This window comes from Deltaproteobacteria bacterium, from assembly GCA_022340465.1.
In the GTDB taxonomy this organism is placed as follows: Bacteria; Desulfobacterota; Desulfobacteria; order Desulfobacterales; family B30-G6; genus JAJDNW01.
Genome location: JAJDNW010000006.1, coordinates 1 through 19,786, shown reverse-complemented (window position 1 = coordinate 19,786; position 19,786 = coordinate 1). Strand labels below are relative to the sequence as shown.

19 protein-coding genes, 1 pseudogene and 1 riboswitch are annotated in these 19,786 nt (G+C 54.3%); of the genes and pseudogenes, 4 read left to right on the top strand and 16 right to left on the bottom strand.

All coding sequences use genetic code 11. The features are described from left to right. The first annotated feature begins 100 nt into the window (after positions 1 to 100). Together LJE94_00950 and LJE94_00945 are read left to right on the top strand one after the other, a co-directional pair. Entirely contained in the window at positions 101 to 1,564 is a 1,464-nt protein-coding gene (locus LJE94_00950) for an arylsulfatase (protein MCG6908672.1), read from the top strand. 245 nt (positions 1,565 to 1,809) lie between these two features. After that, positions 1,810 to 1,884, top strand: a riboswitch (cyclic di-GMP riboswitch). 118 nt (positions 1,885 to 2,002) lie between these two features. Next, positions 2,003 to 3,031, top strand: a complete 1,029-nt coding sequence (locus LJE94_00945; GenBank protein ID MCG6908671.1) for a carbon-nitrogen hydrolase family protein — start codon at positions 2,003 to 2,005, stop codon at positions 3,029 to 3,031. A 246-nt stretch (positions 3,032 to 3,277) separates the two neighbouring features. Here the strand turns inward: LJE94_00945 and LJE94_00940 are convergent, their stop codons facing one another. From LJE94_00940 to LJE94_00905, 8 genes are all read right to left on the bottom strand, one after another. After that, positions 3,278 to 5,185, bottom strand: coding sequence for a potassium transporter Kup (locus tag LJE94_00940; protein MCG6908670.1), 1,908 nt, complete (start codon positions 5,183 to 5,185; stop codon positions 3,278 to 3,280). Positions 5,186 to 5,294: 109 nt separating this feature from the next. Next, positions 5,295 to 7,223, bottom strand: coding sequence for a hypothetical protein (locus LJE94_00935; GenBank protein MCG6908669.1), 1,929 nt, complete (start codon positions 7,221 to 7,223; stop codon positions 5,295 to 5,297). Between the two features lie 22 nt (positions 7,224 to 7,245). Then, complete coding sequence (locus LJE94_00930) at positions 7,246 to 7,485, bottom strand: hypothetical protein (GenBank protein ID MCG6908668.1); 240 nt, start codon at positions 7,483 to 7,485, stop codon at positions 7,246 to 7,248. After that, a complete protein-coding gene (locus tag LJE94_00925) occupies positions 7,482 to 8,321 on the bottom strand; it encodes a nitroreductase family protein (GenBank protein ID MCG6908667.1) in 840 nt (279 codons plus the stop codon). Before LJE94_00925 ends, LJE94_00930 begins: the two co-directional genes overlap by 4 nt. A gap of 255 nt (positions 8,322 to 8,576) precedes the next feature. Further along, a complete protein-coding gene (locus tag LJE94_00920) occupies positions 8,577 to 9,821 on the bottom strand; it encodes a D-alanyl-D-alanine carboxypeptidase (protein ID MCG6908666.1) in 1,245 nt (414 codons plus the stop codon). Between the two features lie 29 nt (positions 9,822 to 9,850). Beyond that, a complete protein-coding gene (gene dtd / locus LJE94_00915) occupies positions 9,851 to 10,306 on the bottom strand; it encodes a D-tyrosyl-tRNA(Tyr) deacylase (GenBank protein MCG6908665.1) in 456 nt (151 codons plus the stop codon). Positions 10,307 to 10,315: 9 nt separating this feature from the next. Continuing rightward, complete coding sequence (locus LJE94_00910) at positions 10,316 to 10,834, bottom strand: type 1 glutamine amidotransferase (protein MCG6908664.1); 519 nt, start codon at positions 10,832 to 10,834, stop codon at positions 10,316 to 10,318. Positions 10,835 to 11,008: 174 nt separating this feature from the next. Next, the gene (locus tag LJE94_00905; GenBank protein MCG6908663.1) at positions 11,009 to 11,869 is read right to left on the bottom strand and encodes a hypothetical protein; all 861 of its coding nucleotides are present in this window, start codon (positions 11,867 to 11,869) and stop codon (positions 11,009 to 11,011) included. Between the two features lie 212 nt (positions 11,870 to 12,081). Between LJE94_00905 and LJE94_00900 the strand changes: the two genes are divergently transcribed. Together LJE94_00900 and LJE94_00895 are read left to right on the top strand one after the other, a co-directional pair. Beyond that, the gene (locus LJE94_00900; GenBank protein ID MCG6908662.1) at positions 12,082 to 12,888 is read left to right on the top strand and encodes a mechanosensitive ion channel; all 807 of its coding nucleotides are present in this window, start codon (positions 12,082 to 12,084) and stop codon (positions 12,886 to 12,888) included. Between the two features lie 356 nt (positions 12,889 to 13,244). Beyond that, the gene (locus tag LJE94_00895) at positions 13,245 to 14,063 is read left to right on the top strand and encodes a mechanosensitive ion channel (protein ID MCG6908661.1); all 819 of its coding nucleotides are present in this window, start codon (positions 13,245 to 13,247) and stop codon (positions 14,061 to 14,063) included. A gap of 93 nt (positions 14,064 to 14,156) precedes the next feature. Here the strand turns inward: LJE94_00895 and LJE94_00890 are convergent, their stop codons facing one another. The 8 genes and pseudogenes from LJE94_00890 to LJE94_00855 form a co-directional block, all read right to left on the bottom strand. Beyond that, positions 14,157 to 15,044: a crotonase/enoyl-CoA hydratase family protein gene (locus LJE94_00890; protein MCG6908660.1), complete on the bottom strand. Its 888-nt coding sequence runs from the start codon at positions 15,042 to 15,044 to the stop codon at positions 14,157 to 14,159. A gap of 190 nt (positions 15,045 to 15,234) precedes the next feature. Beyond that, entirely contained in the window at positions 15,235 to 16,005 is a 771-nt protein-coding gene (folE2, locus tag LJE94_00885; GenBank protein ID MCG6908659.1) for a GTP cyclohydrolase FolE2, read from the bottom strand. Positions 16,006 to 16,053: 48 nt separating this feature from the next. After that, a complete protein-coding gene (locus LJE94_00880; protein ID MCG6908658.1) occupies positions 16,054 to 16,803 on the bottom strand; it encodes a tRNA 2-thiocytidine(32) synthetase TtcA in 750 nt (249 codons plus the stop codon). Positions 16,804 to 16,972: 169 nt separating this feature from the next. After that, a pseudogene (rpoZ, locus tag LJE94_00875) lies at positions 16,973 to 17,149 on the bottom strand (DNA-directed RNA polymerase subunit omega). A 53-nt stretch (positions 17,150 to 17,202) separates the two neighbouring features. Further along, positions 17,203 to 17,670, bottom strand: coding sequence for a transcription elongation factor GreA (gene greA, locus LJE94_00870; protein MCG6908657.1), 468 nt, complete (start codon positions 17,668 to 17,670; stop codon positions 17,203 to 17,205). A gap of 168 nt (positions 17,671 to 17,838) precedes the next feature. Beyond that, on the bottom strand, positions 17,839 to 18,624 hold the full coding sequence (gene pssA / locus LJE94_00865; GenBank protein MCG6908656.1) for a CDP-diacylglycerol--serine O-phosphatidyltransferase: 786 nt from the start codon (positions 18,622 to 18,624) through the stop codon (positions 17,839 to 17,841). Next, complete coding sequence (locus LJE94_00860) at positions 18,621 to 19,292, bottom strand: phosphatidylserine decarboxylase family protein (protein ID MCG6908655.1); 672 nt, start codon at positions 19,290 to 19,292, stop codon at positions 18,621 to 18,623. The genes pssA and LJE94_00860 overlap by 4 nt, the downstream gene beginning before the upstream one ends. A 75-nt stretch (positions 19,293 to 19,367) precedes the next feature. Continuing rightward, positions 19,368 to 19,786, bottom strand: a 419-nt coding sequence (locus LJE94_00855) for a hypothetical protein (protein ID MCG6908654.1), incomplete at its 5' end; no start/stop codon positions are given.

The following is a 19,786-nucleotide window of genomic DNA, read 5'->3' as shown; positions in this document are numbered from 1 at the left end:
CCCTAACCACAAAAAAAGGAGACTCATGATGATTAAAGGAAAACTATTATTTTTGATGCTCATAGCTGCCGCAGCTATCTTGCTGACCTTCACCAACGGCATGGCGGCGGCAACAGACACACCCAACATTCTGGTAATCTGGGGCGATGATGTCGGCGTAATGAACATCAGCGCCTACCACAACGGCTTGATGGGGGGGAGAACTCCAAATATTGATCGAATCGCAAATGAAGGGGCTATCTTCACCGATGCTTATGCACAGCAAAGCTGTACCGCCGGGCGTGCTTCCTTCATTCTTGGCCAGCATCCGTTCCGCACAGGTTTGTTAACCATCGGTATGCCGGGTGCCAAGCAAGGTATTCAGGATAAGGACCCGACCATAGCGGAACTGTTAAAAAACCATGGTTATATGAGCGGGCAATTCGGAAAGAACCACCTTGGCGACCGGGATGAGCACCTGCCCACCAAACATGGTTTCGACGAATTTTTTGGCAATCTTTACCACCTCAATGCTGAAGAAGAACCGGAGAGTCAGTTTTACCCTAACGATCCAGCGTTCCATAAAAAGTTTGGCCCCAGGGGTGTGATACACGCCACTGCTGATGGTAAGATCGAAGATACCGGCCCTTTGACTTCAAAAAGGATGGAAACAGCTGATACCGAGTTTCTCAATGCCAGCCTTGATTTCATTGAGAGAGCCCATAAGGCCGGCAAACCCTTCTTTGTCTGGCATAACACAACGCGTATGCACGTCTGGACTCATTTGAGTGACAAATACAAAAATAAGTCCGGTTATGGTCTCTATGCCGACGGTATGATGGAGCTTGACGACAGTGTCGGCGCACTTCTGGACAAGTTGGAGGAACTGGGCATTGCCGACAACACCATCGTTATATTCAGCACCGACAATGGCGCGGAGAAGTTTACCTGGCCTGATGGAGGCACGACACCGTTTCGCGGTGAGAAAGGTACGACCTGGGAAGGCGGCTTTCGCGTACCAGAGATGGTCAGGTGGCCCGGTCACATAAAACCAGGTACCGTTATCAATGACATTTTTTCCCATGAAGACTGGATGCCCACCCTTTTGGCTGCTGCCGGCGAACCGGATATCAAAGAAAAGTTGCTTAAGGGACATCAGGCTGCCGGCAAGAATTTCAAGGTGCATCTTGATGGGTACAATCAGATGGACCTTCTCACTGGTAAAGGTTCTGGAAAAAGAAAAGAAATTTTCTACTTTGATGCAGGGGGCCATCTGAATGCAGTACGCTACAATGACTGGAAGGCACACTTCACCATCATGGAAGGATCCATTAATGAAGCATATCGCAAAACACCAAGTTGGCCGATTATCGTTAATTTGAGGATGGATCCTTACGAGGTGGGAATGGATTCATCCATGTACCTTCGTAATTTTTATGCTGAAACCATGTTTTTGTTTGTTCCCGCCCAGGCGTATGTGGCGAAATTTCTTGAGAGTTTCAAGGAGTTTCCGCCAACGAAAGGAAGCTCTCTGAGTATAGACAACGTTTTGATGGAGATGCAATCAAACGCGAGCCGCCAGTAAGGACAAACAGGTTGAGAGTTTCTTTTTGAAGTAATGAAAAATGCAGGGCTGTCAATCCGGCCCTGCATTTTTTATTTTCCAACTTTTCATATCTGCAATTGGCTTAGAAAATAAAATTGCCCAAATGACTAAACTGCCTACACCGCAAGATGATAAACATATCACTATTAGCTGCTTGAGAGTCGAAATTAGATTTGACAAATACCACATTGTGTCAAAAATTAAGATATATATTGATAAGAATGAAATGAAAAAACCAAACCTGCTGTGAAACAGGGACGGAAAGCCACGGTTCTTAAATAGAAAGCCGGGTTGCCATTCGTTAGGCAAGCCGGCCTTTTTATTTGTTGGTTGCCCATGGAACCGGGATTGATATATACAATATCGTTAAATACAACCGTACAGTGCGTCATGCGCTGATCTTCAAAGGACAATGACATGGAAAAAAAATCATTTAGGATTGCAGCCGTGCAAGCATCTCCAGTATTCATGGATCGCGATGCAACCGTTGCCAAGGCGTGTTCTCTGATTAAGGAAATCGGTGATAATGGTGCCAAGTTAGCTGTTTTCCCCGAAGTTTTCATCCCAACCTACCCTGACTGGATATGGCTTGTTCCAGCCGGCCAGATCGTATTAAATCAGCAGCTTTATGGAGAGCTTGTAGATCAGGCCGTCACCATACCGGGCCCGACAACAGACAGGTTGGGCCAGGCCGCGAAAGAGGCAGGGATATACTTGTCCATCGGTGTTAATGAACGAAATGAGAGTGCGAGCAGAGGAAGTTTGTTCAATACGAATATCCTAATTGGACCGGATGGAAATATTATAGGTTACCATCAGAAACTCGTACCTACGGTGTCCGAGCGAACCGTTTGGGCATATGGAGATCCAAGTACTCTCGATGTATATGATACAAATATTGGCAAAATAGGAGGGCTGATTTGCCACGAGAACTACATGCCTTTAGTCCGATACAGCCTCTACGGTAGGGGTATTGAACTCTACGTGGCACCAACATACGATGAAGGGGAGGCTTGGCAATCCACGCTTCGCCACATTGGAAGGGAAGGCCGGGTTTATGTTGTCGGATGTTGTATGGTTCTAAAAAAAAGAGATATCCTCGAGCGCATGCCACAACTCGAGCCATACTACAAAGAAGCCGGTGACTGGATAAACACGGGCAACAGCATGATTGCCGATCCTGAAGGAAATATTCTGGCCGGCCCATTGAGCAAAGAGGAAGGAATTTTATATGCCGATGTGGATTTAAACAATATCCGGGGCACGAAGTGGAATTTGGATGTAGCCGGCCATTATGCCAGGCCCGATGCATTTCAACTGACCATTCGGACTGCTCCGAACCCAATCGTTCGCGTTGACAGCGAATTTTCAGGTTTACCAGTAGACCGTGTGGAAGAGAACAAGCCGATCAATGTGGGCTCGGGTGAGGGAGGCTCTTCAAGTTGATATGTTTAGTGCAACACAATCCAGATTCTAACGGGCTCGAGCAGGGTCCGAGTGCTGCAAAACATCACGGACCTGGTGGCCGCTGGGGGTGAAATCCTCGTTTCGTGCCGCAGCAGAAACGCAGTAGAGGAGCTAGACACATTCCCCCTGGGGAAAGTATCATTTCGTTTATGACTCTTGGTGGGAGGTTTAAGAATAAGATATCGCAAATAGAGGACTGCCGCCATTGATGATAACAGGCATGTGTCATATCTCCAGCTGAGCGCCAACCTCAATCACGTGGTCTTCTGGAATACTGAAAAATGAGGTGGCATCAGCGGCATTGCGGGACATAAAAATAAAAAGAGATGCACGCCAGTGAGCCATGGCGGATGTATCCGCAATGATCAGTTTTTCACGGCCGATGTAAAAACTCGTGGTTTCCAGATTTAGATCTAAACCCTGCTCTCGTGCCAAGCTAAGCACACTGTCCAAATTCGGATCTTCCATGAATCCATAACGGGCCACAATGCGATGAAATCCTACGCTCAATTTTTCAGTCTGGATTTTTTCAAAACTAGGAACCCGTGGAACATTTTCCACCCGAAAATGAAGTAAAATCGTTCGACTGTGCACGACCTTGTTGTGCTTGACGTTCTTTGCCAGGGCAACAGGTGTGGCACTGGGACTGCCGGCTAAAAAGACGGCATCCCCAACAATTTTTTTTGGTGGAAGGCTTGCCAGATCGACGATGAATTGATGAATCGGTGGCATGATCTCGCGCAACTTTCTTGCCAGGATGCGACGTCCTTTAGACCAAGTGAGCATCAGTGTGAAAAAGGCCGCGCCGATAACTAACGGAAACCAGGCTCCGTGAAGGATTTTGCTGAGATTAGCGACAAAAAACGGGACATCCACTATGAAAAAGAGAGCAGTCAGCGGAACCGTCCAAACCAGAGGCCACTTCCATTGTCTGTAAGCCACAATAAAAAAAAGCGTCGTGGTAATGAGCATAGTGGATGTGACTGCCACCCCGTAGGCGGCGGCGAGTTTGCTAGAGGATTGAAAGCCTGTGACCAACGCGACGGTAGAGATCATGAGCATCCAATTTACAGGGGCCACGTATATCTGTCCAATTTGAGTTGCTGAGGTATGTCTGATGTTCAAGCGCGGCAGGTATCCCAGTTGGATCGCTTGGCGGGTTAGGGAAAAGGCACCGCTGATAACAGCTTGAGATGCAATTATGGTGGCCAGCGTGGCTAATAACACCGTTGGAATCATGGCCCATGAAGGAATCATAGCGTAAAACGGATGAGCCGCTACTTCGGGATGACCCAGCAACAGCGCCCCCTGCCCGAAATAATTCAAAACCAGAGCGGGAAAAACAAGAACAAACCATGTCAGCCGAATTGGCCGAGTGCCAAAGTGGCCCATATCCGCATATAGCGCTTCGGTTCCGGTTACGACCAAAAAAACCGCCCCCAACACCACAAACCCGTGCAGTTTGTTGAATACCAGAAATCGAACAGCATGCCAGGGGAAAATAGCCAATAATACTTGTGGTGCTTTCCCGATCTGAAACACCCCGGTCAGGGCCAGAAAGCACAGCCAAATCAGAATTACTGGACCGAAAAGACCGCCTACCCGCGCAGTCCCGTGGCGTTGGATCAGAAACAGGCCGCAGAGAATGACAATTGTCAACGGGATCACATAGGGGTCAAACACAGAAGTAATAATTCCGATGCCTTCAACGGCGCTTAATACGGAGATAGCCGGAGTGATCATTCCATCCCCGTACAGCAGGCAGGCGGCAAAAAGTCCCAAAGCCACTGCACCCAAAGGATGCCGACTTCGAGAAGCTGCTCTTTGTCCGTGGATCAGGGCAGTCAGAGCGATGATACCGCCTTCACCTTGGTTGTTCGCACGAAAAACAAATACCATGTACTTGAAACCCACGATCATGACGAGGGCCCAGAACATCAAAGAGAGGATTCCAAGAACATTCGCATTGCTCACGGATATACCGTATTCACCATGAAAACACTCTCTGATGGCATATATCGGGCTGGTGGCGATATCTCCGAAGACCACGCCCAACGCAGCTAATGACAGTCGGGCCATTCGGCGGTCGATTTTGGAGTGAGCTTCTTCATTTTTAGATTCTTCTTGTTCCATATTTTCGGTTCAACTCCAGATATCAAACCGGGACCAAAGACTGCTGGCCGCAGTCCTCCGGCATAAAAAAAGAATACGTTGACCTCATCGCTGCAACCTTGGGGAAACCTCAACCGGCCAGCAGACACCGGTTGTCTAGATGCTCGGCCACGGACGACAAGTCCAGCGACTCCAACCGGCTCCTTTTCTGGAGGCCCGTGGATTCGTCCCAGCCCCTGAGCCCGTAAAACGTTTTGCGCATCGCTTCGAACTCTGCCCGATCCAGCGTGTTGCCTTTCACGGACACCGGCTCTTCCGTCGGTCCGGGAACGATCAGTTTCGGGTTTAGCGGATCCCAGGCAAGCGGCTCCGTAAAATTGAAGTCCTTGGGGCGATCATCCTCCAGCGCCTTCCAGCCTTCGCGCAGCAGGACGGCCCGCTGAAGGTTGAAAATCCGTTCACCGTAACGATCGAGCGTCTCCTGATCCGTGGCGATGCCGGTAACCGCCGAAAAAAGCCGCCTTTCGAGCGTCGGGTCGCCGGTCTTGTCCCCGGTATTGAAGGAATCCATGATGGGCCATCCGAAATCACACAGGCCCAGGCTGTCCTTCACATAGGTATGATCCTGTATCCTGACCGTTGCCACGGCCTTCCCCTCCAGCGTGGTCATGTCCCAGGCCTTTGCATGCCCCCAAAATTTCTCGGCCGCCGCACGGAAAACCTGCGCCGAGGTAGGCGACAGGTCGGGCCTGATCAGGTGCAGCAGCCAGCGTGCGATCAGGTGGCTGACATCGTGCAGCATGGCTATGGGCTGCCTGGGTTCCAGTCCGTAAAGCAGCGTCGTGATCGAATACTCGCGGGGCGCGTAGACGCCGTCGAGACCCACGGCATTGTTGAATCCGCTGAAATAGGTTTTGGCCTGTTCCCCGAGGGCTTCTCCGGCGCGCAGAATCCCCTCGGCCAGGATATCGCCGAACCCTTGACGCCGGGAGATCATGGTCACCAGTCGTTCGAAAAACGAGGCCGAGCCCAAGGATGCGAATTCCAGCCCGGTGTCCTTGTCCGAAATGAATCCGTCCTGATAGGCGGCGCCCATCCAGAGAAGGATGTTCTGAACTTCCATAGAGCAGATGGAATAGTCGTTGCACAGCCGGGTTGCATCCAGGGCCGTGTCGATACCTTCTTCGGATCGCATGGCCGCATACGGCATGTATACGGTCATGGCCTGGCACTTCCTGACCTCTTCCCTCCCGGCCGGCGTTCGGTAAAGCCCCCGCCCGCACTCCATGGCACACTGGTAGCAGGACGCTGTTTTTACGAACTGCATCTGCTTTTTGGGAACCGGCATGCGCAGGGTTCCGCGTTTGCTGATATGGATGATATGCCTGTTGAGCCCGTTCAAAGCTTCCCTGTCGGCTACCAGCGGTTTTCCCGTGCCGCTGACCGCAATGGCCTTCAGGTTTTTCGATCCCATAACCGCGCCGAAACCGCCTGTGGCGCTGCCTTCGTGATCGGTGATGATGGTCGCATTGCGGCACCTGTTTTCACCTGCGGGCCCGGTGGCAATAAAACGAACGTTTTTTCCATGGGTGTCCTTGAGGCGCTTCTGAACCGCATAGGTTCCCTTACCCCACAAAGAAGCGGCCTCCAGCAGATCCACGCCGCCGTCATGGACAAAAATGTAGGTGGGTGTTGCGGCCCGCCCGGTGACAACAATACCGTCATACCCGGCCCGCTTGAGGTAGGCCGGGAAAAAACCGCCTACGTTACCGTAGCAGAACCCCTCGGGCATCAGCATGGGGGACTTGCCGACCACGCTCATGCGCGTCGCGCCCTGTGCGCCGGTGGCGACCAGGGCACCTGCCACCAGGATCAAGGGATTGTCAGGGTCGAAGGCGTCCACTTCCGAGGCGTTGCTTTCCCAGTACAGCTGCGTGGCGATGCCCCGCCCGCCTAGAAACCGCTCGGCATAGTCCTTCGTCTCGATTTCCGTGACCGCCGAACGGCCGAGGTCGATCCTCGCAATCTTTCCCATCCATCCATATGTCTTCGCGTTCATGTGTCCTTTTCTCCATTCATTCTTAACCGTTGCAATGCTCAACATAGGAATATCTCTGCAGTGCGGCGGCCTTACGGTTTGAAAATGGGTTTCCTTTTTTCTCCTGCCCGGCCAGAAAAGCGCGAACAACGCCCATGCCCCGCTCTATATTGGCGGCGGTCGTGTCCACCATGATGGTATCGAATCCGCCTCCGGCGCAGGTAATCCCAATCTGGCTACCCATGGTGCCCATACCGATTACGGCGACCTGTTTTATCATCATGCCGGCTTGCCTCCTTTGAAATAAATTTTTGGCGGCTTCCTTTCAGGCAGACGATAGTATTTCGGTTTGGCATACCCGATCATCATGGGGTAGTGGTGCCCGTGGCCTTCGGGCAGGCCGACAGCCTCCTTGAGCGGGTCCCATGAAAGCATGGCCCCCTGGAGCAGCCCGGCCCAGCAGGTGCCCAGCCCCAGGGGCATGGCGGCTAATTCAAGGTAGGCCAGGGCGATGCTGATGTCCACCATGCCGTTCTTGTATTCCCTGGGGGCGGAAGCCACGATCAAGCCCGGGGCGCTCCGCAGGACCGAATCGAACCCCATCTTCCAGGCGGCTATGATCATGGGCATATAGGCGGCAGTGGGCTCCCCCGGATATTTTTTCTGCATGTACTTCATCCAGTCGACGGTCAGCCCGGCCAGCTGGTTAATCTTTTCCTTGTCCGTAAATACCGTGTATTCCACCAATTGGCTGTTGCTGCCGGTGGGTGCATAGCGGGCGGCCTCGATCACCTGCCGCAGGATTTCCGGCTCCACCGCACGGTCCTTGAAAAAACGCACGGAGCGCCGCGACCGCAGAAACGGCACCACCTGTTCCGGAGTGAGGGGCGCTGCCTTTTCGATAGAGGGGCAGGCTGCCAGAGGAACGTCGACGTGATCGAGCGCACCATGGGGGCAAACCGCCACACAGTGCCCGCAGCGCAGGCAGAAATCCTCTCCCCCTTTCACCACTTGAGGCAGGCTCTCTTTGTCCTTGAGCTTGATGATCGCCGTAGGACACTCGCGCACGCACAGCGCGTCCCGTTTACACTTTTCCGCATCGATGGTAATTAATCTCAATTGAACCTCCTTTTAAAATAAAACCATTTTATGATATTGCCCTCCCATATCATAAAACGACCCAATTGCGTACCGACCGTGTACCCATACTCGCGAATTTCACCTCTACGTCGGGGGTTACTCCTCGATGACCCGTTCCAACGCCCATATAAGCGATTCGATCTCAAGCCGGTCCTTATCACCTGCCAGGGCCAGGCGGCCTGGGCATGATCGAGGCCCCGCTGGTACTGTTTCAGGGCCTTATGCAGCAGAACATCAAGGGTTGCTCTCGAGGATCTTCAGGAGACGCCGTTCAATTGGAAGCATCGACTTCCCCGGCGTGTTCAGGAAAACGACATACCGGTAGCGGCCCCTTGCCGGAATTTCATAGTAGCCGACCTGGGTGCGGATGCCCCTGAGGTGGCCGGTTTTGAAAAAATGCCGGCCCTCGTTTCTCATGAGGCCGTGATAGGGCTCGAAGGCCTTCAAAACCGTCATCATCTCTCCGGCGGTCAGCCGATTCAGGCGCGAAATCCCCGACCCTTCCCTCACGGTGAAGCGTTCCAGGCCAAGTTCGTTGCGGGCATAGGCGACAACCGCCATGGCCCCTTTTTCCAGCGTTCCGGGAGCACCGTATTCCGCCGCCCCCAGGTAGAGAAACACCTGGTTGGCCATGAAGTTGTTGGAGTAGGCGAGCATCTTGGCAACAAGCTGTTCCAGCGAAAACCGGGAGCGATAAGAGAGCAGGAGACGATCCGGTGACGTTACTTTGCCGATGGTTGTGCCGCCGGCAATGGGAAGGCCCTCCGCCTTAAAAAAATAGTTGAACAGGTGGCCGGCGTAACGCGTGATTTCGTCCTGATTGTGGGAAAGGGTGATGCGCCCCTGCCGGAGGCCGGAGGCTTTTACCCTGGGCAGCACTGACGGCAGAAGCGGCGTCTGCGGTTCGGCGCTCACAAAAGCGCCCCGCTCCTTTTTGAAGTTGATGGTGTTGAAGTTGACGCACAGTGCCCCGTTAGGGGCGTCATACGGTTCGGACGACCCGGAAACGCCGGGAATGATGACGGGGGTCCGGAAAAAGGTGTTGTCCAAAACGAGACGCCTCGGCCGCGCCCCGGAGGCTGCCAGCTCTTTTGCCAGTAAGGCCGCAATCTCCCGCACCACTTCGGAAATCAGCAGGGGGTCGCCGCGCCCCTCGATCTTCAGGCCGTCGTCTTTCCCCAGGTAGAAAGCGGTCGTAAACCTGAAATCCGGTGTCAGATAATGCAACGCCGCCAGGGAGGTAAGGAGTTTCAGGGTCGATGCCGGTATCAACTCGAGGTCGGGATTGTGGGCCAGCAAAACCCTCCCGTCCGGCGCCGCCACCATGACGGCATCCCTGGCGCCGAGCATGGTCGCCAGACTCGAAAAGTCGAATGCAGACGGATCGGAGCCCGCCATGCAGACGGCTGCGGGCGCCCATGCCAGACAATTGCAGATAAAGAAAAAAAAGACCGCCCCCAGCCTTAAACGGCACCCCATACGCCTATCCGTGTACGAAAAGGCCCGGCTCACGCGGCCGTCCCGGCGGGGGACTCGAGGACCAGGGTCACCGGGCCGTCGTTGACCAGGGACACGGCCATCATGGCCTGGAACCGGCCGGTTGCCACCCGCACTCCCTTGCCGCGGACCCGTTCGACAAAATACCGGTAGAGGTGCTCCGCCGTCTCCGGTGCCGCCGCCCGGATAAAAGAGGGCCGCCGGCCCTTGCGGCAGTCTCCCAGCAGGGTAAATTGGGACACCACCAGCATTTCCCCCCGGATGTCCAGCAGGGAACGGTTCATTTTACGGTCAACGTCCTCGAAAATCCGCAGGTTGACGATCTTTTCGGCCAGGTAATCGGCAGCGGATACCTCGTCGTCCCGGGCCACCCCCAGAAACACCAGAAGGCCCGCCCCAATTTCCCCGATCACACGGCCTTCAACCGTCACCGAGCTCGCGCTCACCCGCTGTACGACCGCACGCATGTCAGCGCCCTACCCTAAGAATGCGATGATGGCCTGCATGAAGCCCGGCAAATCGTCCGGTTTCCGGCTGGTAATCAGGTTGCCGTCCACCACAACCTCCCGGTCGACCCAGTCCGCCCCGGCATTGACCATGTCATCCTTGATAGCAAAAAACGAGGTCATCTTCTTTCCCGGGAGAACACCGGCAGAGGCCAGGACCCAACCGGCATGGCAGATGGCCGCCACCAGTTTTCCGCTGTCGAACATCTGTTTCACCAGCCCGACCATGGCCGGATAGCGCCGCATCATGTCCGGTGCGTACCCACCGGGGATCACCACACCGTCGAAACCGTCAACCGACACCTGGTCGGCAGCCATGTCCGCCTTGACCTCGGTTCCAGGCTTGCCGTTGAACACATCCGTTCGCCCGGACCCCACGACAGTCACCTCGGCTCCGGCTTCCTTGAGGCGATAGTAGGGATACCAGAATTCGAAAACGTTGAACATCTCCTCGATCAGGATAATCACTTTTTTCCCGCTTAAAGGCATGGTTGCCCTCCTTTCCGGTATGTTATTGCGTGCCCTGAATGATTCTGAAGCCGCCTATAGTCTTTGTCAGAACAGTTCCGTATGCCTTAAGAAAGTGGCGGGTTTATTTTTCAATCCAATGTTGAAACGGAACATATATATGGCAAATGCTTTAACGCGTCCAGGTATGAAAATTCAGGCGTTGTATTTCTTCCAGCGCTTGAGCGTCTTCTGTCTGGCTTCGGCGATATCCTGGTTGCGGACCTCGGCGGCCCGCGATGCCCAGTACAGCGCTTCTTCCTTGTGCTTCATGAAAATGCCGCACCACATAAGCCCCGACATGGCCCCTGTTCCGGCGGCGTTCACCAGGACCGCCCTCAAAAATGCCGTTCTGGCCGGCTGATAATCCTTGTTGCGGTAGTGGGCCCACCCCAGCAGGTCCTGGACCATGTAGGCCTGCGGCGACAGCGCCGCGGCCCGTTCAAAAGGGCGCACATCGATACGGTCTTTGCGGTCCGTGTAGGCGGAATAATAGTAGAAAGCCTCCAAGGCGCGCCCCAGCGCATCCAGGCCCTGCAGGGATATCGCTTCATGCCACAGGGCCTTGGGCTGCATTTCCTGCGGAAAGGCAATGCCGTAACCTCCCAACTGCTGTATGAACGTTTCCCGGAATCCCACCAACCCGTCGTCGACGGAAAACGGGATGGTGCTGTCCGCATGGCTGTCCGTGTCACTGTCGTATATGGACAGCACCGCCTTGCTCCCATCGATCCTGCCGTAAAGCCAGAAGCGGATCTTCTGCTCCTCACTCAGCCGTTTGAAGGCCAACGGCCGGTTGCTGCCGGTCAAATAGGCCCGGAAATCCGCCTTGACCGGAAAAAGTTTCCTGGTTCGCCAGCCGAACCAGAACTCTCTCAGGTTGGTGTTCAGCACAACCGTATTGCCCAACAAAAAATGCAGCGACAGTCCGACACCGTTGAATTGCTCCGCCGACGCGGGCTGCAGCGGCATGACGATAAAGCGCAGCTTGCCTGTTTCGCTTCCGATTCTGTCCATGGTGTCCTCCCCATCATACTCGTTGAGGAACGATTCTACGCAAACGGGCCAGTAACTGCAAGTTCAAAGTGAATCCCAACACTGGGGGAATCTGCCAGGTTGTTCGTTTTAGAATTTATTTGTGCGTATCGATTAATATGTGATAGAGAATCTCTTTCGGTGGACAAAAACAACAGCCATAAACGCAAACGTTCATCAATAAGGAGAAAAAAATGGAAGCATACGTAGACAAAATATGGGAACTGGTCAGCCTGTACGGCGTCAGCATCGTTACCGCTCTGGTCGTGTTCGTTGTCGGTCGCTGGGTGGCCAAGGGTGTACGTAAACTGATCACACGCTTGATGAAAAAGGCCCAAGTCGATCCCACCCTCGTGGGTTTCACCAGCAACATCGCCTACATCGGCCTGCTGGCCTTTGTGGTCGTGGCCGCTCTTGGCCAGCTGGGCATCCAAACGACCTCCTTCATCGCCATTCTGGGCGCCGCCGGCCTGGCCGTCGGCCTGGCCCTGCAGGGCAGTCTTTCCAACTTCGCCGCCGGGTTCCTCATGATCATTTTCAAGCCCTTCAAGGTGGGTGACTACATTCAGGGTGCCGGCCAGGAAGGCACGGTGGAAAAAATTCAGATATTCACCACCTCCCTGGTGACCCTCGACAACAAAACCGTGATCGTTCCCAACGCCAAGCTCACCGAGGACAACATTGTCAACTGGACGGCCAAGGGCACCCGGCGGGTGGACCTGGTCTTCGGCATCGGTTACGGCGATGATATCGACAAAGCCCGCAAGATCATCGAGGATGTCCTGGGCAGGGACAGCCGCATCCTGGCGGACCCGGCCGCCCAGATCTCCGTGTCGGAACTGGGCGACAGCAGCGTCAACTTCGTGGTGCGTCCCTGGGTCAAATGCGACGACTATTGGGGCGTCTACATGGACACCACCGAAAACATCAAGAAAGCCTTTGACGACGGCGGCGTGAACATCCCCTTCCCCCAGCGCGACGTGCACCTGTACCAGCACTAATACATTGAGCCCGGCCTCTGCGGTCGGGCTCAATCTATTAGATAACGCGGCTTCGCCGCTGTCAAACCTTCTGCAATGCTCTATGCCAAGCGGCCACCATAACGGCACGAGTGGCGCATTGCTTTTACCGACCTGTGTTATACCTGTTATGAAATACTTCTGATTGATATAGCCCTTTGAAAAAAAGGACCCCACCGGCACTTTCACCCCGCCGCTGCCGGCCGCAATGTCCCCACCTGTTGCAATTCCCGTAATACACCTTATATTTGTTACCATCTCCACTATATACCAGCTCATCACAACCAATGAAAATTTTAGCCGTTCAGCAAATTTTCTAAAGAAAGGGAGGAACAAACATGGGAACTGAACCTTACATGGACAAAATCTGGGAAATGGTCAGCCTGTACGGCGTCAACATCATCGCCGCCCTGGTCATTTTCATCGCGGGCCGCTGGGTGGCCAAAGCCGTTCGCAGCCTCGCCAGGCGGGTAATGGAAAAGAGGGGCGTGGATCCCATCATTGTCGGGTTTACCTGCAACATGGCCTACATCACCCTGCTGGCTTTCATCATCATCGCGGCTCTCGGTCAACTGGGCATCCAGACCACCTCGTTTATCGCCATTCTGGGCGCCGCCGGCCTGGCCATCGGCCTGGCCCTGCAGGGCAGTCTTTCCAATTTCGCCGCCGGCTTCCTGATGGTCATTTTCAGACCCTTCAATGTGGGTGACTACATCGAGGGGGCGGGCGTGGCCGGCACCGTGGAGGAGATTCAGATCTTCACCACCACGCTCCAGACGCCGGACAACAAAACCGTCATCATCCCCAATGCCAAGCTCACCGGCGACAACATCGTCAACTGGACGGTCAAAGGCACCCGGCGGGTGGACATGGTCTTCGGCATCGGCTACGGCGACGACATCGACAAGGCCCGCACGGTCATGCAAGATGTACTGGCCGGGGACGACCGCATCCTCAAGGACAAACCCACTCAGATAGCCGTTGTCGAACTTGCCGACAGCAGCGTCAACTTCGTGGTGCGGCCCTGGACCAAGGTCGGAGATTACTGGGGTGTTTACATGGATGCCACGGAAAATATCAAGAAAGCCTTTGACAGGGAAGGCATCAGCATTCCCTATCCGCAGCAGGACGTGCACCTGCACACCGTTGCCGAGTAACATGGCTTGCCACGATGCGCTATTCGCAACACGGAATGGTTTACGGCCAAACGCTGTCCTGATTTGAAACGCTCGACTTGGGGCTGTATATGATCACAAGCCTGACTTACTTTTCAGTCGCGGCTGGTCTTCCAAAGGCCCCTGACTGTAATCGTTGAAGGGGCCGTCTCGCTTGACCACGGCCGACTTGACCCCTCCCTGCAGGGCGTCGCGGACGAACTGCCGGCCCTCGGGGGTGTTACGCATGGCGCCGTCCAATATCGGCCCCAGCGTCTGCGTACTTTGCAGGCCCATGTTGTCGTAAGCCTGGTTGACGATGAGTTTCATCGAAATCAGCTGGGTCAGTGGAATGTTGCTCAGTTTGCGGGCCAGTGCGTCCACCCTCTGATCCAGCTCCTCCAGGGGATAGGAGAAATTGATCAGTTCGATTTCCGCCGCCTCCTTGCCGCTGATCCATTCACCGGTGAGGGCATAGTACTTGGCCTTGGCCAGGCCCAGACGGTAGACCCACATGCCGGTCAGGTGGCACCCCCAAACGCGGGAATAAGGCGTCCCGAAGCGTGCGTCGTCCGAAGCGATGACCAGATCGGCGCACAGGGCCAGCTCCGACCCGCCGCCCACACAGTAGCCGTGCACCTTGGCGATGGTGGGCTTCAGACCGCGCCAGAGCCCCATGAACACGGGGACATAACTGAGATAGTGGTTGGTCACGAAGTTGATGTCCATCCCGGGGTCATACCCCTCCTCCTGGATGTGGTCATAGTGCTCCAACCCTCCGGAAAAATCGAAACCGCCGCAGAAACTGTCGCCGGCACCCTCCAGGACGATTACCTTGACCCCGTCATCCTGATTGGCCTCCCGGAACGCGCTTTCCATCTCACCGATCATCTCCATCCTGAGGGTGTTGTATTTTTCGGGGCGGTTGAGGGTCACGGTGGCGACGGCCTCATTTTTAGCATACCTGATCATTTTGTAAGACATGTTGACCTCCATTTATACCGGTTGTCGTATATATGTTCCGATACAACCTTTGTCCAACACAAGAAACAATAGGCAGTTGATCCCGCCTGTTTTCATCACAGCCAACGGGCTGCAATCGAATAGCGTTTGGAGTAGAATTACCTTGCAGAATCTATCGAAAATATGTTGGTGCGCCTGTCAGCTATTGATTTCAATCACTTACAATCTGGGCATAGGCGCTGTGGTTGTGGATGGATTCGAAGTTCTCGGCGCTTACCGAAAACCAGGTTATGTTGTCGTCCTTTTTCAGTTGCTGGGCGATGTCCCGGACAATGTCCTCCACAAATTTGGGGTTGCTGTAGGCTTTTTCGGTAACGTGTTTTTCATCGACACGCTTCAGGATGGAATAGACCTCACATGACGCCGTGCTTTCCACCAGCTCGATCATGTCCTCCATCCAGATGAACTTGTTGAAACGGGTGCTCAATCGGACCTCCCCCCGCTGATTGTGGGCGCCGAATTCACTGATCTCCTTGGAACAGGGGCACACCGAGGTGATGGGCACCACCACCTCGGACACCAGGTCGATTTCCCCCGCCTGGTTGCTGTTGCCGATAATCCTGCACGTGTAGTCCATCAAACCGGTGGACCGGCTCTCGGGCGCTTTCTTTTCGATGAAATAGGGAAAGGTGACGTCGATGTGCGCCGAAGCGGCATTGAGATGCCTTTTCATCCCCTCCAGGATCTCGGAAAACTTTTTGAGGGACACCTCGGGCCGGAACAGGTTCAGCATCTCCACAAAACGACTCATGTGGGTGCCCCTGTCCTTGTGCGGCAGGCTCACATACATATTGATGGTGGCAACCGTAGGTTGAAACCCGTCCCGCTTGTCACGCACGGTAATGGGGTATCTTAGATTCTTGATGCCCACCTTGTCTATGGGCAAATTGCGGTGGTCCCGCTGTTTCTGTACATCCTGCATAGTGTTCTATTACCTAATTTGTCAAAATACCTCCGCAGAGGTAAATCCCTACTTCAAGAGATAGTCATCCCGCACGTGGCTCATGGACCTGAACAGGTTGCCCCGGATCTTCTTGTTGCTGCGATACAATTTTTTTAGCATCATTTTGACTTCCCGCCGCCTGGAACGTTCCGACGAGGGACAGGGGTTTACAAACTCGGGAAAGTTCATGGAACGGGCAAAGCGGCTGATAGAATCCTCATCGGTGTAAGCCAACGGTCTTATGATTCTAAACCGACCCTGAAAAAAAGACTGGGACGGTTGCATGGTGCTGATCTCACCAGCGTAGCACATGTTCATCAATAGCGTTTCGATGATGTCGTCTTTGTGGTGCCCCAGGGCCAGTTTGCTGCAATGCAGTTCGTCGGCGATCTCAAACAGCCGTTTGCGCCTCAGGCGTGAGCAGAGAAAGCAGGGATTTTCACGGTTTTTACTGCTGTGCGCCACAAGGCCGTAATCCGTGTACGCCACCCTGAGGTCAAGGTCCTGTTCGCGGGCAAACCGCCGGAGACCTTCTGCGCATCCGCCCTCGAAGCCAGGGTCCACATAAACCGGGTAGAGTTCGTACGCGACCGGGACTCTTGCCAGGCGTTCCTTGAGGAACCACATCAAGGTCATGCTGTCCTTGCCACCGGAAAGCCCCACGACGATGCGGTCGCCGTCGGTAATCATGTCATAGCTGTGAAGTGCCTTTCCCAGCGTCCGGTTAATCGCTTTGTAAACGTATGATTTCGTCGGCCGCCGGGCATCGGTCAGCATCGGCGAAACCTCAAGCGTCCTTTTCGGCTTCCTGTTCCACGGCGGATGCTTCCTCGCCCGGGTCCTCCGTCCCGGCAGCCTCCTGTTCCCCGGGCGACTGCGCTTCCACCGGTGCTTCCAGGGCTTCGGCGGCCTCCGGTGCCTGCGGTGCGTCACCGTCTTTTCTGACGACAACCTTGCCGGCGGCAATCTCCCTCAGGGCGACCACGATGTCCTCATTTTTCGGGGAACTCACCAGATATTCAGATCCTTCCCTGATCTGCCGCACCCTTTTGGCCGCCATGTGGACCAACTGAAAACGGTTGTCCACCTTGTCCAGGCAATCTTCAATGGTAATCCGTGCCACTATTTTCCTCCTCTATGCTGCAAGAAACAAAAAATGTTTTCCCTTTTTTCCTATCATAGAATATCGACGATTTCGTACACGCGTCTGCCGGCAGGAGCCGCCACGACCACCTCTTCCCCGATCTCTTTTCCAATCATGGCCCTGCCCAGGGGCGACGTGACCGAGATGCGCCCTGCGGCGACATCGGATTCATCCGGCCCCACAAGCTGATACGCCACACTTTCCCCGGTGTCGACATTTTCCAGGACGGCATTGCACCCGAACACGAGGCGGTCTTTGGAAACGTTGTCGGTGTCGATGATATCCGCGTTACCCAATTTGTAGCCCAGTTCGCTTAGGCGCCCCTCGATAAAACTCTGCCTTTCCTTGGCGGCATGAAATTCGGCATTTTCGCTCAAATCCCCGTGCGCCCGGGCTTCTTCGATCGCTTTAATGTTGTTGGGCCTTTCTACTGTTTTCAGATGCTCCAGCTCCCGCTTCAGCGCATCGTAGCCGGCCCTGGTAATCGGTATTCTCTCCAATGCAACTCTCCTGATAAAATTCTGTGCGCGGACAATGGGCCTGCCCGCTTTCAACACTTTTTTTCAACAATCGCGTTCTTTATTCATCCAACCAATGCTGGAACATGCATAGCAATCACTCCGGCGACGCCCACAATGCCTGCTTCAGATATTATGAGTACCCGGGGATTAAATCAGATGCGTACGCTGCTCGCTCACCTCTGGATTTTCAGCCTCTTTCCGTTTTGTTTTTTTGTGATGTCGCCATGTAGTAATGGGACCCGAAAGGACATAGGCAGCCCCGCTGAGGAACAGGGCAATGGAAGGTTGGGATGCGACGAATATGATAATCAATACCGCCGCCACAAGGGCGTTGAAATTCATCTTGTGAAACAGCTCCATTTTCTTGAAGCTGTAGTACTTGATCGAACTGACCATCAAAAACGACAGGATGTACAGCATGGCGAGAATCAGAACGGGATATGCATTTCCGGTGATGTTGAACTTGTAGAAAATCATTACCGTGGCCGCATTCATGCCGGCCCCCGCCGGAATGGGCAGACCGACGAAATAGTCGCTGTCCACCGTCCCCACCTGGGTGTTGAAACGTGCCAGGCGCAGCGCGCCGCAAGCCATGAACAGAAAAGCGGCCAACCAACCGATCCTGCCGAATGGTTTCAGCGCCCAGAGGTACATCATCACCCCCGGCGCGACGCCAAAGGATATCACGTCCGCCAGCGAGTCATATTCCACGCCGAATCTGCTGGTGGTGCCGGTTGCCCGTGCGATTTTTCCATCCATATTGTCGAACACGCAAGCGATGATAATCGATGTGGCCGCCGCCAGAAACTTTCCGTCCATAGCGGCAATCACCGCGTAAAACCCGCAAAACAGGTTCATTGACGTGAACAGATTCGGCAGTAGAAAGATGCCCCTGCGCAGATTCCCGCCCTTGAGTCCTTTTCTTGTTTTCATGATGGCAATTCTCCCAGAACAGTCGTTCCAGCACTTACACGGTCTCCTACCTTAACCGACATGGTGGTCTGCAGCGGCAGGTACACGTCCAGGCGCGACCCGAAACAGATCATCCCGAAACGCTGTCCCCGCACCACCGCTTCCCCTCCCTGAACATGGCAGATAATGCGCCGGGCAACCAGACCGGCAATCTGCACGAAACAAATCTCTATTCCCTCGCCGGTTTTCAGAAAAAGGGCGTTGTGCTCATTTTCAGCGGAAGCCTTGTCCAGGTTTGCGGAAACAAATTTTCCCGGGAAATAGGCCACCTTGACAATCTCACCGCTGTACGGAATCCGATTCACATGCACGTTGAAAATCGACATGAAAATACTGATCTTCATGCATTTTCCCGCGCAAAACCGCTCGTTCTCGACGGTTTCCACTTTGACCACCTTACCGTCCGCCGGCGAAACGACAGCCCCTTTCCCATCCGGAACAACCCGATCGGGGTCCCTGAAAAAGTAGCCGATGAACAATGTCGCTATCAGTCCCACCAGCGCCGGTACGGTGATCCCCAACAGGGCGAACACCGCCGTTGCAAAGGCCGCTATCCCCATAAACGGCAATCCCGCTCTGGCTATGGGGAAAGCATACGGGCTCGACGGTTCTACCTTTCTATAATCCACGGCGTGCTTCTTTAATTACAAGTGATTTATTAAATATTTTAAAACTATCTTTTTTAACACGATTATTCAAGGATGTCAATCTTTCCTGTAAACGTGCCGCCCCGCCGGTTTGCCGGCGGTCTTTGGGCTGGCATTGATCTCTGCATCGGATTTCCGGATGTAAAGAGGCTGCAGCACCCCGCCGGGAGACATATTATTTTCCGCAAATGCCGCCTGAGCCAGCCTGGCGACGGTTTCTCCCCGAATCGTGTGGGCGCTTGCAGGCGCCTTGACCATATGTTCACCCAGCTTTTCCATGAGAACCGCTTCGTACTGCAGGACACCGTTGCCGACCATGGTGCAGGGCTCCTTAATCTCCTCAGCCAATGCAGCCGGCACCCCTACCCTGTGGTCGGACATGGGGACCGCTTCCCGACCATGCGAACGGTAAAAACGATAGTACACCTCTTTTCTGCGGGCATCCAGCAGGGCGCAAACCAGTGATCCGTGCCCGG